Below are 12,083 nucleotides of genomic sequence, written 5' to 3'. Positions count from 1 at the left end.
TACAGTTTACCCGCTGCGGCCAAACGTAATCCCTTTCCGGCATTTCGAAAGTTGCAAAAAGCGAATAAAAAAGGGAGTGTCCAAAAAGGGGCTGCTGTCCATTGCGGCGGACGCTTTCCGCGGGCTTGCGCCGAACTAACTCGGACTCGCGTCCGAGTTAGTTCGGCACTTCGCTGTCCCGCTGGAAAGCCGATGAACGAAGGTAGTTCGGTCATTGGCTTTGCGACGAAGTGCGCAGCACTGCAACGGTTTTTCATGTCCCGAAGCTAGCGCAGCGATGCAGGGACAGGAGCACAATGTTTGCACTCGCCGCCTCCATTCCCATCAGCCGTTATAGAATAACGAAAAGGCCAGAGGAGAAAAGCATTGCTTTTTCTCCTCTAACCTTTTCATTTTAGGCTTTTTAGATAGCCCCTTACCAGCCGTTTGCCGGCTGTGATTAATTTGTTCCGACCATTTCCTCGGCCAGTTCATCAATCTCTTCGTAAGCCGGTTCAAACAGCGGCTCTTCAGCGATCAACTCCAAAAAGTCATCGCCATCTTCTTTCTTGAACAGCTGCCGGAGCGTCCGCAACGCCCCTTGCTTGTCGCCTTGCATCATTTGACAGCGGGCCAGTTCATAGAAGGCCGGCAGGAAGTCGGGTTCTTGTTCCGTCAGCGATTTCAAAATCCCGTTCGCTTTTCCGGCTTCGTGCTGCATCATCCATCTTCTGCCGCGGGCCAGTTCGACCCACTCATGGAATTGCAGCTCTTCCGGCATCTGCGCAGCGACGGCCTCTATCCCTTCCGGCCGGTGTTCCGGCAGGATGTGCAGGACCCGGATGTACACTTCGCCGTTGTATGGCTGAAGGCGGAGAATGTGGTCGAACTTTTCAAGCGCCTTGTCAATCTCGCCAAGTTCCAGCAATGCATCGCCCCAAGCAAGCAAAACGGCGGCATCGGCCGGCTGCTCTTTATGAAGGCCTTTGGCCAGGTCAACGGCTTTCTCATGAAGTTTCGGCGATCCCTTTTCCTCCGCCAGCTGCAGCACCGCCTGCAGGTGCAAAACAGCCGCTTCATAATTGCCGGTCCGTTTGACAAAAGGCGCTAATTCATCGACGGCTTCTTCTGCCATGCCGCGGCTCAGATAAACCGAAGCCAGCCGGATTACCGGCACCTCGCTTTCCGGGAGGCGTTTGGCCGCTTCTTCGTAAAGCGTGATGATTGTAGAAATCATCCGCAGCTGCCGGGATTTCTGGTACAGCTTGCCGAAAAAGCCTTTTTTCTGCCTCGCTTCTTCCGCCTCTTCGACATGCTCATCAAACCACAACGCCAGTGCATCGGCGCTGTAGGTTTCGGCAATCGCCAACTCTTCGGCGCCCAGCCATTTTTTCAGGCGCTTGCTGATTTCGTGCGTCTTGCCGGTTTCCGCCAAGGCACGGATGTATTCTCCGTAAAGCCTTTCGTCTTCCGGACGCTCCGCAATCAACTCTTCAAGAAGCAACGCAGCGCGGTCAAACTGACCTCTGCGGATGCAGAACTCGACATGCTGATAGCGGGACGGAAACGCACCGTTGACGGCTTTCGCCTTGCTGAACAGCGCTTCCGCGTCATCGAGCCGCCCTTCTTTTTCTGCGCAAAGCGCCTTCGCGGCGAAGAGCCACTCTTCCGGCACTTGGCCGGCCACATCATCTAGCGTTTTCGATATCGCCGTGACGGCCTCTTCTGCCGCTGCTAGGCTGAACAATTCCTTAAAATCGGCTTCGAGCGGATCGTGCCGCAGAACGTGGAGCGCCGCTGCAAATGCCGCTTTCCGGTTGCCCGTTTCCGTGTAAGCCCGCATGAGCCCTTCGCGAGCCGTGGTATGTCCCGGGTCAAGTTCGACGCAGCGGCTGAAGTGTTGCACCGCTCCTTTCGGCTCTCCGGCTTCTTCATCGAGCAGCCCCAGGCGATAGAACGCCGGCGGATGCTGCGATTTCTCCGCGGCCTCTTCGTAGAGTGAACGGGCAAACTGGCTGTTTCCGGCCGCTTCGTGCAGCTGCCCTTCCAGGCACAGCAGCGTTTCGTCCCGGCTTTCCTCCCGCAGCGCTTTGAACGTCAAAAGCACACGGTTAAGGAACAGCGAGTCTTCGCCGAATTCCGCATAGGTTTCTGCCATATCCAGATAATCCGCAAGTTCACGGTTTTCGAGTCCTTTCTCCAGCAAGCTTGCCGCCTGCTCCCTTCCGGCATGGGCCGGCCATTCCTCCCACAGCATCGTTGCCGTGCGGATGAAATAAGCGGCATCCCCTTTTTCAGCGTATTGGCCGATGAGCTCAACCGCTTCCCCGAAGCGTTCCTGCTTGACCAAGGAATGGGCGATATAGGTCACCGCAAACAGATCTTCCGGATCGAGCTCGAGCGCTTTCCGGTAATCGGCTTCCGCTTCTTTGAACCGGTCCCGCTCGGTAGCGATATGCCCTCGGTAGACATGGAGAATGTCCGTCTGCGCCGCTCCTTCGATGCCTTGATTGATGACCTCTTCGGCAAGCTCCCATTTCTCGGCTTCCATGTAGATCTCCGCAATCCGCAAATAGGAGAACGGCAGCGCTGGGTCGAGTTCGACGGAGCGTTCAAAAGCTGCCATCGCCTCTTTTTTCTCACCGAGCGCGAGCAAGCAGCGACCGATTTCGTAAATGAAATAGCCGTCCTCCGGCGCATCTTCGCTCAGCTTCCGGAATCGCGCCAACGCGCCTTCATACGCGCCGGTTTCATACTGGATCAAACTGTGCGTAATTTGGATATAAACGTCCGACGGCACCTGCTCAAGGGCGATGCCTGACCATTTGAAGGCCTGGTACAGCTTCCCCGTTTCCATATAGCAGCGGGCAAGGTGACTGTAGGCAGCCGGCTGGTAATGGTCCAGTTCGATGGAACGCTTCAGCAGCGGAATCGCCTGAGAATGGCGGTCCTGGCTCATGAGAATGACGGCACGCAAAAAGAGGGCATATGGGCTGCGGCGTTCATCGACCGCTTCCAAACTCGCCAGCGCCTGGGGCAGTTCGTTCTTTTGGTAATGCATATGTGCCGTCAACAGCGCAAGTTCCGCATCGTCCGAACCCAAATCCTCACGCAGCCGCTCGAGCCAGACGCCGTGGAGCTCCTTGGCCCGCTCTGAAAACAGGGCGGAAATTCCGATTACCGCGGTGTAGCGCTCTTCCTGATGGGCTTTCAAGAAGTCGATGAACGCTTCGCTCTCGCCTTCCTCTTCTTCATCAAGAAATTCGTACAGTCCGCTAAAGAAGCGGTGCTCGCCTTCATCGAGCAGCCCAAGCAGATGCTCCTGCTCTTCTGTTAGGAAGACCATGCTGAGCGAATCCGTCATCTTATAGGCATTTTTCATGTCCGCATATGGAATCAGGAACGGAGACTGGTCGTTCGGATCCTGGATGATCATCGCCTGGAGCCGGTCGTCATAGCCTGTCACGACCTGCACATGCGCCGTATTTTCGATCATCATGCTGAGCAGCACCGGCACGCCGGCATCGAGGATCGTTTGATAGACATCCACCGACCCTTTGAAATAGCGGGCTTTCATTCCGCGCGATTCCATATAGGCCATCGTGGTCCGCAGTTTGGTGCCCGTCACATCGAAGACATGCAAAGCGATGTCGTCCTGGCTCGCTTTTTCCCCATATGCCTGAAGCATCATTGAAAGCGAAGCCGGCACGCAGTAATCCAGCTTCTGGACGGTCGGCGTCAGCTTCAATTGCTTCAACGCGCCGTCACGGCGGATGGCGGTTTTTCCGTAGATTGTCCGCTCCAGCACGTCTTTATGCTCCGCAATCCACGCTTCAAGTTCGTCCCACTTCTCCAGCTTGTAAAGGCTCTCCGCCGTCAAGAAGATGTAATGGTCCCGATTGATATGGAACGGATTTTTCGCGTTGATCTCTTCGATCAGGCGGATCGTCTCCCCGTATTGGCCCAGGTGGAACAGCCGCTTCACTTGCTCCATGAGGAATGCCCAGTTTTCCGGATCTTTCGCCCGCCCTTCCCGCAGCACGGCGAGCGATTCCGCTTGGCGACCGTCCATTGCCAGGTAATCGGCGTACAGCTGGCGCGCGAATTCGTTCCGCGCTTCGGTTTCTTCAGCCAGCGCATTTTTCAGCAGCGCTTCCGCTTTGTCCCACTCCCCGCTGTGAAGGAAGTAATAAGCTTCCAGATCCGCCCACACGAACCCTTTGGCTTCCCGGATTTTCTCCAGCTGCTCTTTCGCTTCCGTCAGGCGGTTCAGCTCGCAGTACACCCGCAGCAGGAGCTGATGGGCCGAAGCGCGTTCTTCCCGCGCGTATGTTTCTTCCGCAATCCCTTGGAGGCGTCCGTTCATGCGCTCTTCCGCTTCCAGGCTTTTCCCGGTCTCAAGGAGCCGCGTGCAGTGCCAGGCAAACGGGCGCAGCGTCCCGAACCGCTTGTAAGCGTGCGTCGACAATAAATTGCTGTATTTATAGAGGTCCGCCTGATCCGCAAGGCCGATCAGCCGGTAATAGTCTTCTTCTGTTTCTAGTTCCTTCAGCCATTCGTGCAGCCTTCGGATCGAACGCGTGTCCCATAACCCGCAGATCGCTTCGATCAATTGTCCAGCTGTCTTGATTTCATTAGCTTTCATATCGCTTCCGAACCTCATTTCTCTCTCATCCCCGCATATGCGGTTGATTTATTATATTCTGGAAGATTCTAGGGCGCAAGAGACTTTCTGAATGGGAAATAAAAAAGCTTCTTACATTAAAAGAATGAGCCAATCCGAATGCTTATGGAGGCAATAAAATCTACTAGCAAACGCTTATTTCTCAAGATTGCAATAAGCGTCCACCACCGCCGCCATAGCCTTCGCACTGATCAGCAGGCATCGCTCATCGATGTCGAATTCCGGGTGGTGGTGCGGATGCCATTCGCCTTCGGGTTTGGCGCCGACGTAGAAAAAGCAGCCCGGTTTTTCCTGCAGGTAATAGGCAAAATCCTCGGACGGCGGCTGCGGCTCAACTTCGGCGACGGCAGTGACTTCAGGGAGTGCTGCCTGCACGAGCGCTTGCCGCACCCGTTCCGTCGCAGCCGGATCGTTGTAGAGGACCGGATAGTCATTTTCATACTCCAGCATGGTCTCCACACCGAACGACGCTTCCAGCCCTTCGGCAAGATTCCGGACTTCCGCTTCGACGAGTTCGCGGGACGCCTGTGACATCGTCCGCACGTCGCCCTCAAGTTCGACGGCGTCCTTGATGACGTTGAACTGCCCCTTGCCGTCAAACGAACCGATCGTGACCACTGCCGTATCAAACGGATCCATCCGCCGGCTGACGATGGTCTGGCAATTCATGACAAACGAGCTCGCCGCAACGATGGCATCGTTCGCCATATGCGGCGACGAACCATGGCCGCCTTTCCCTTGGACGCGCAGCTTGAAGCGGCCCCGTCCGGTCTGGGTGTTGCCGCTCCTGTAAAAGATTTTCCCGGTTTCCATCGTCGACATGACATGGATTCCGAAAACCGCATCCACCCCGTCGAGCACACCTGCCCGGATCATGCCGATTGCGCCGCCCGGCGGCATTTCCTCGGCCGGCTGATGGATCACTTTCACCGTTCCGGCCATCCCCGCTTTCCCCTCAGCCAGTGTTTCTGCGAGAATCAGCATATACGCAGTGTGCCCGTCGTGGCCGCATGCGTGCATGACGCCCGGGTTTTCGGAAGCGAACGGCAGCCCTGTTTCTTCCTGTATCGGCAGCGCGTCAAAATCGGCGCGGATGGCAATCGTCTTCCCCGGCTTTGCGCCGTTGATCGTCACGACGATTCCCCGGTGGCCGCCGACATTCGTTTCGACCCTATCCACCGGTACTTCCTTATAGAAATCTTCAATGTAAGCAGCTGTTTTCTCTTCTTCAAACGACAGCTCCGGATGCGCATGGAGAAAACGGCGTATGCCGATGATGCGCTCTTCTTTCGCATCCAGCCTGTCCATTAATTCTTGAGTCCACATTCCAATCACTCCTTTCCTTGACTCTACCCGCATCCTAGAGTAACCATGCTTGTTTTTTTATTCGCGCAGAAGGAATAATCTGGATAAATAGCGAAATCAATTAGGGCTCCATGAACAGAGAAATGGGAGGAATGAAATGTGCCGGTAAACCCGAAAATCCAATTTTATTTAAATCAGATGAACACCGTCCCGATATCGTTTGAACGGCTTACCCCGGAAGCGATGCGCAACTCCGAGAACTCCGCACTTGTGGCCTTGCAAAAAGAGCCCGTCGAAAGCGTCGAAGACCGCGCGATTCCCTTGGACGGGCGCGAAATTCCGATCCGCATCTACACGCCGAAAGGCACTGCGCCATTTTCAGTGCTCGTGTTCTACCACGGCGGCGGCTGGGTGCTCGGCAGCATTGAAAGCCACGACGCCATCTGCCGTGAACTGGCGAACCTCGCTTCGTGCATGGTGGTTTCTGTGGAATACCGCTTGGCGCCGGAACATAAATTCCCGGCCGCTGTCGAGGACGCCTATGAATCGCTTGAATGGATTGTCGCCCATGCAGGCGAACTCGGAATCGATGCGGATCGGATCGCCGTCGGCGGCGACAGCGCAGGCGGCAACCTTGCGACTGTCTCTTGCCTGATTGCAAAAGAGCGCAGCGGCCCGCGCGTTGTCCACCAGCTCCTGTTTTATCCGTCGGCCGGTCCGGCAGCCGAATATCCGTCCATGGAAGAGAATGCCGAAGGGTATCTTCTGACACGCGACATGATGGGCTGGTTCCAGCGCCATTATTTAAGCTCTCCGGAAGACCGGCACCATCCGTATTTGTCGCCGATTCTCTCAGATGAACTTGAAGGATTGCCGCCGGCGACGATTTTGACTGCCCAATACGATCCATTGCGCGACGTCGGGGCCGCTTATGCCGAAAAGCTGCGGGCGCATGGCGTCAAAGTCTATTACAAGAACTATAATGATTTGATCCACGGCTTTGCGAACTTCTCGAGCTTTGTGCCGGAAGCGCGGAAAGCTGTCGCCGAAGGGGCACGCGAGCTGAAGAAAGCCTTTGAAAAATAAGCCAAAAAAAGCCGGACCTTCCTAAAGAGGAGGGTCCGGCTTTCCTTGTTATTCCAACACTTCAATTTTCACATCTTGCGCTTTGATTTTCACTTCGACCATCGGGCCGTCGAACAGGACGCGGAGATCGAATCCGCCGTCCGCCAGGTAGATTTCATTGTACAGCCAGCATGCACCGGCAAAGTCGTCCGGCATCTCGGCTTCCGTGACGCCCGTGAACGTCAGCAGGATATCGGTGAAGTAATGGAACCCGCCGCTCAGGTCGAGCTTGACGGCGAGCGTCCCTTCCGACTTCTCGACTGAAAGCACCTCCGCATCATGGAGGCTCTGCTCCATCAACTGGACTGCGCCTGAAGGCAGTTCCCCTTTGATCGATTCGTAGTGGCGGCTGTAGTCGTCGCTCAGCGCTTCAAGCCGCGCTTCGTGCTCCAACTCCCACTTTTTCGCCAACTCGCGCAATTCCTGCGGCGGGAAACCGTGGCCGATCGTGCCATCGTAGATGTACGGATGGAACGGTTCAGGAAGGAACTTCAGCAAATCTTCCCGCATGTCTTCCAGGTTATTGCGGTTCGCCTCTTCGTAATCGATGCCTTCTTCTATATAGTAGGCAAGCTCTTCTTGCCATTCTTCCAAGGTCTCATGGTAGGCCAGATAACCGGATACCTGCATTTCGTCATACCATTGTTTTGTAAAATATTTCATTGTGTTCCTCCTGCCGATTCTTCCGGCCAGTTTATTCTTGCTCTCCTATTTTACATGGTTCTGCCCGGTTGGGGTACAAGAAAAATGCAAAACTTTTTCATGGAAAGCAAATTCTTAAAAAAGAAGCATCCCACAAGACCGGTACAACCGGTCGCTAGGACGCCTCTTGGATCGTTTATTCCTCTTCTTTCACCGAATCTCCCAGGTAATTGTAATCCGCCGGGTCGATCGGTGTGAACTCGGGTGGTGTATAGAACCGCAAGAGATCGCTATTGACGACGCGGTCCGACAGCTTCAATTCGTAATTGCCGAACTTCTGCAGCTCCTCGGCCGCTGCCATTTCGCTTTCTTCAAGCGGCAAGCCCGTTTCCGGATCGTAGAATGTGTCGCCGATCGCGTAAACTTCAGGGCTGACAAAATCACCGTTCCGGAAGGTCACGAATTCTTCGTGTTCAGGAGACAGAAGATCCGTCCCGAACTGGATGTTGTTCTGCGTTTCTTCGCCAAGCAGATGCATGACGGTCGGCAGCAAGTCGATCTGGCCGCCGTACGTGTGGTTGACGCCGCCTTCCATGCCCGGCACACGGATGAACAATGGCACCCGCTGCAGTTTAGCATTTTCAACCGGCGTGATCTCTTTTCCAAGCACCTGCGCCATCGCTTCGTTGTGGTTGTCGGAGATGCCGTAATGGTCGCCGTACATGACGATCATCGTATTGTCCATAAGCCCGGACGCTTCCAGCTGTTCGAAGAACTCTTTGAGCGCTTCGTCCGCGTAGCGTGCCGTCTGGAAGTAATTATCAACGCTCGCATCCCCTGTCGTCCCTTTGCCGATCGTCGTCAGCTCAGGATCGATGTGGTAAGGGAAATGGTGCGATACGGTGATGAACTTCGTATAGAACGGCTCCGGCAAGGTTTTAAGAAGCTCCGCCGACTGTTTGAAGAACGGCTTGTCCATGACGCCGTATTCCGCCATGTCGGCTTCGGTCAGGCCGGTATACGATTCGATGTCGAAGAAATGGTCATAGCCGAATGATTTATAGATTTCTGAACGGTTCCAGAACGTCCCATTATTGCCGTGGAAGACGGCGGACGTATAGCCCTCGTCTTTCAGCATGGCCGGAGCGGCCTGGTAGGTGTTTTGACCTTTCGTGATGAACGCCGACCCTTTCGGCAGGCCGAACAGCGAATTGTCGATCATGAATTCCGCATCCGCCGTCTTGCCTTGTGCAGTCTGGTGGAAGAAATTATCGAAATACATCGTGTTCTGGTCCTTCGTCAATGAATTTAGGAACGGCGTGACTTCTTCCCCGTTTAATTTATAATTCATCAAAAACGTCTGGATCGATTCCAGGTGCAAGTAGACGACATTCATGCCTTCCGCTTTGCCGAAGTAGGCTTCGTTCGGCGAGGCGTAATTGGATTTCGTGTAGTTCAGGACTTCCGTCACTTCGTCGCTGTCCGCGAGCACGCGCTGGGAAGAGGACTTCACTGTCTCCGCCGTGTCATACAGCGCGTAATTGTACATGCCCAGGTATTTCACGATATAGCTCCGGTCAAAGCCGCGCGTCAAGAGTTCCGGGCGGTCCGCTTCAGCGAGCGCCAAGTTGAAGAACGAAATGGCCAGTGCTGCCGTGATGACGGGAATCGCCACTTTCTTCTTGAAGTTCCGCGAGTCTTTTTGGATGCGTTTTGTGAACACCAAAAAGCCCAGGAACAAAACGTCAGTAAAGAACAGGATATCGGTCGGCTGGATCAGCGTCATGACGCTGCCGCCCAGGTCGCCGAAATTCTGCGTCTGGAACAAAGTCGGCAGCGTGATGAAATCACTGAAGAAGCGGTAGTACACGGCGTTCGCGTACAATAGCACCGACATCAGCGCATAGATGCCGAACAGGGCCGCGTACTTGCGCGTCCCTTTGAAGAACAAGGCGGCGCCCAGGAACAGGAGGGCCGAGCCGAGCGGGTTGATGAACAGCAGGAACTCCTGCAGCGCGCCGCCGACTTCCAATTTGAATTGCGTTTTTTGCGTTACATACGTTTTCATCCACAGCATAAACACAGCCAGCAAAAACAGCGGCGTGAACTTGCTGAAGGTTTCTTTAGTGGGTTTTGTGATTGTTTTCATATTACACCTTCTCATAGTTGGTCTTCAGATGGTTCTTCCGGATGCGGGATTAAAAAAAGCCTGAAGCCCTTTAACCCCAAGCAAGTGCTTCTTTAATAGAATGACAAGTTCTATTTTACTAAATATCTATGGAAATTGATAGTTTAAAGATTATTCGAAATGTGGGTCAAATGTGATAATTCCGTGGTTTTATCAGCTTTCTCTTGATTCCGCCTGGAAATCGGCTGGAATAAAATCTATTCTATTCACCCTATTTAAGACGGAATGAAATAAAAAAGGTTTCAGTTGAAGAATAAGAAAACTGCTATATTTCTTGAACTTAAAAGTTAAGGTCTACAAATCGCTTTGGCGCTTTGGGCATGGCTCCCGCAAGAAGCCCAGCCCTTGGACGCGCCGGCGCTGAGGTTGCTCTTTCAAAACAAAACCCGCTTTTCATCCAGCATATCGTTTATGAACTCATTAAGTTCAACTGATGCAGTTTAAAATCTTTCCACCTAATGCACGCCATTTTTCGCTATACTGAAAGCATTAGAAGAAATCACTTTGAGGAGGAATTTTCCATGGCTAAGACAAATGGCAATCAGGCGACAAAAGAATTGGATGCGGCAGCGCGCGAAGAGCTGCTCAGCACTTTGAAGGAGCGTTTTGAGGAAAACATCAACCGCCACGAAAACTTCGTCTGGGCGGAAGTTCAGGCCAAGCTTGAAGCAGATCCAGAAAAATTGTGGTCGCTCTATGAAATGGAACGGACCGGCGGAGAGCCGGATGTGGTCGATTACGACGCGGAAACGGGCGAATACATCTTCTTCGATTGTGCAGCGGAAAGCCCAGCCGGCCGCAGAAGCGTTTGCTACGATCCGGAAGCGCTCGAGGCGCGGAAGAAAAACAAGCCGGAACACAGCGCCATCGGCATGGCGCGTGAAATGGGCATCGAGCTATTGTCGGAAGAGCAGTACCGGTTCCTGCAGCAGCTCGGGCATTTCGACCAGAAAACGTCCAGCTGGGTGCAGACTCCTGAAGAAGTCCGCACCCGCGGCGGCGCGTTGTTCTGCGATTACCGCTATGCCCAGGTATTCCTGTACCATAACGGCGCCGACTCGTATTACGGAGCTCGAGGGTTCCGAGGGACACTCCGGGTTTAATGAAAAAAGAGCTTTCAGAGGCGCATGCCCTCCGGAAGCTCTTCTTCATTTAATCGGACACATTGCTTTCCTTCCACTCATATTTGATATCCGGCAAGTTCTCCTCGTTCTCATAGCCCCGGCCAATCTCCACGAAGCCGTTCTTTTCATAAAAGCGTTGGGCATTCCTGTTCACTTCGAATGTATAAAGGAACAGGCTGCCGCCAGAATGGGCTTTGGCGAAGTTGAGCAGCTGCTTGCCAATCCCTTTCCCTTGATGTGCAGGCGCCACGTAAAGCTGGTTCAATTCATCTGCATAGAACACGACCAGCCCCACTACCTCTTTATCCTCAAACGCCAAATGGATCTGATACTCCTTCGGCAGCACCTCATCCAGAAATTGGACGTGGCTTTCAAAGGAATGGATCTCTTTTTGCCCGATCGCCTCTTCCTTGCTCAACCGCCACATCTTTGCCGCCTCATGGGCGTAGGGAGGTTCATAAGGTCGAATCCTGATTACTGCCATCTCTTTGCCCCTTTCCTGCCGGCTACTAGTTACCCTTAATGCTAAGCCTTCCAAAAAGCTATCGGATGTCCCGTTTCAGGTTCCGCCTTCTACTTTCTTGTAGATGAACTTCAGATCATGGTCCCAGGTGGTCCCGTCATCTGATATTTCCCATGAGCCATCGATCACTTTTTCTGCCTCATCGATTCTTCCGGCAAAACGCTGAAAAAAGTCCAATGGCGAAAAATCGGGTGCGTCCCTCCACATTTTCCAAACTCCATTTTCCACACTCATTTGATACAAGCGCGTCACACCCCGCGAATCAAAATAATGCGCTAAATACCCGCCCGTTTTCGGATCCCAGTCGTAAACAATCATGTTGTCAGGAAATTCCGCTTTATCTATATGCGTGCGCTGGAGGACATACTTCTCCTCCAGCCATTCAAAATTCGTTTCGCCTAAAATCGGATTCGGCTGAAGATGTGGATGGATCACTTCCATCTTCCAATTGCCGATGAAAAACTCCAATCGCTTCATCGTTTCTTCTCGAGCAGATGTTTCCATCTTCTCCAC

The 12,083-nt window shown here is 53.6% G+C and carries 8 protein-coding genes; 2 read left to right on the top strand and 6 right to left on the bottom strand.

Annotation, left to right across the window (positions count from 1 at the left end; all coding sequences use genetic code 11):
- Positions 1–439: 439 nt before the first annotated feature.
- A complete protein-coding gene (locus tag ACTL32_RS10760; protein WP_441341477.1) occupies positions 440–4,624 on the bottom strand; it encodes a tetratricopeptide repeat protein in 4,185 nt (1,394 codons plus the stop codon).
- 174 nt (positions 4,625–4,798) lie between these two features.
- Positions 4,799–5,989, bottom strand: a complete 1,191-nt coding sequence (locus tag ACTL32_RS10755; RefSeq protein ID WP_441341476.1) for an amidohydrolase — start codon at positions 5,987–5,989, stop codon at positions 4,799–4,801.
- Positions 5,990–6,127: 138 nt separating this feature from the next.
- Here ACTL32_RS10755 and ACTL32_RS10750 point away from each other — a divergent pair, with 138 nt between their 5' ends.
- Positions 6,128–7,054 carry an alpha/beta hydrolase gene (locus ACTL32_RS10750; RefSeq protein WP_441341475.1) on the top strand — a complete coding sequence of 309 codons (927 nt, stop codon included), beginning with the start codon at positions 6,128–6,130 and terminating at the stop codon, positions 7,052–7,054.
- Between the two features lie 48 nt (positions 7,055–7,102).
- Here the strand turns inward: ACTL32_RS10750 and ACTL32_RS10745 are convergent, their stop codons facing one another.
- Complete coding sequence (locus ACTL32_RS10745; RefSeq protein WP_441341474.1) at positions 7,103–7,756, bottom strand: DUF4085 family protein; 654 nt, start codon at positions 7,754–7,756, stop codon at positions 7,103–7,105.
- Positions 7,757–7,931: 175 nt separating this feature from the next.
- Complete coding sequence (locus tag ACTL32_RS10740; protein ID WP_441341473.1) at positions 7,932–9,884, bottom strand: LTA synthase family protein; 1,953 nt, start codon at positions 9,882–9,884, stop codon at positions 7,932–7,934.
- 560 nt (positions 9,885–10,444) lie between these two features.
- Here ACTL32_RS10740 and ACTL32_RS10735 point away from each other — a divergent pair.
- Positions 10,445–11,026 (top strand): DUF4256 domain-containing protein, encoded by a 582-nt coding sequence (locus ACTL32_RS10735; protein WP_441341472.1) that lies wholly within the window; start codon positions 10,445–10,447, stop codon positions 11,024–11,026.
- 49 nt (positions 11,027–11,075) lie between these two features.
- On the opposite strand, the gene ACTL32_RS10730 is transcribed toward ACTL32_RS10735, so the two are convergent.
- Both ACTL32_RS10730 and ACTL32_RS10725 read right to left on the bottom strand, forming a co-directional pair.
- A complete protein-coding gene (locus ACTL32_RS10730) occupies positions 11,076–11,531 on the bottom strand; it encodes a GNAT family N-acetyltransferase (protein WP_441341471.1) in 456 nt (151 codons plus the stop codon).
- A gap of 75 nt (positions 11,532–11,606) precedes the next feature.
- Positions 11,607–12,074 (bottom strand): hypothetical protein, encoded by a 468-nt coding sequence (locus ACTL32_RS10725; protein WP_441341470.1) that lies wholly within the window; start codon positions 12,072–12,074, stop codon positions 11,607–11,609.
- Positions 12,075–12,083 lie beyond the last annotated feature (9 nt).

Source organism: Planococcus sp. FY231025, assembly GCF_052078085.1.
Taxonomy (GTDB): domain Bacteria; phylum Bacillota; class Bacilli; order Bacillales_A; family Planococcaceae; genus Planococcus.
Note: the sequence above shows the minus strand (reverse complement) of the source record. Positions and strands in the feature narration are given on the sequence as shown.

What these genes read in the sequence shown, in the direction of transcription:
- ACTL32_RS10745 (WP_441341474.1), bottom strand. Translation starts at nt 7,756, where the DNA reads ATGAAATATTTTACAAAACAATGGTATGACGAAATGCAGGTATCCGGT.
- ACTL32_RS10725 (WP_441341470.1), bottom strand. Translation starts at nt 12,074, where the DNA reads ATGGAAACATCTGCTCGAGAAGAAACGATGAAGCGATTGGAGTTTTTC.
- ACTL32_RS10730 (WP_441341471.1), bottom strand. Translation starts at nt 11,531, where the DNA reads ATGGCAGTAATCAGGATTCGACCTTATGAACCTCCCTACGCCCATGAG.
- ACTL32_RS10735 (WP_441341472.1), top strand. Translation starts at nt 10,445, where the DNA reads ATGGCTAAGACAAATGGCAATCAGGCGACAAAAGAATTGGATGCGGCA.
- ACTL32_RS10760 (WP_441341477.1), bottom strand. Translation starts at nt 4,624, where the DNA reads ATGAAAGCTAATGAAATCAAGACAGCTGGACAATTGATCGAAGCGATC.
- ACTL32_RS10755 (WP_441341476.1), bottom strand. Translation starts at nt 5,989, where the DNA reads ATGTGGACTCAAGAATTAATGGACAGGCTGGATGCGAAAGAAGAGCGC.
- ACTL32_RS10740 (WP_441341473.1), bottom strand. Translation starts at nt 9,884, where the DNA reads ATGAAAACAATCACAAAACCCACTAAAGAAACCTTCAGCAAGTTCACG.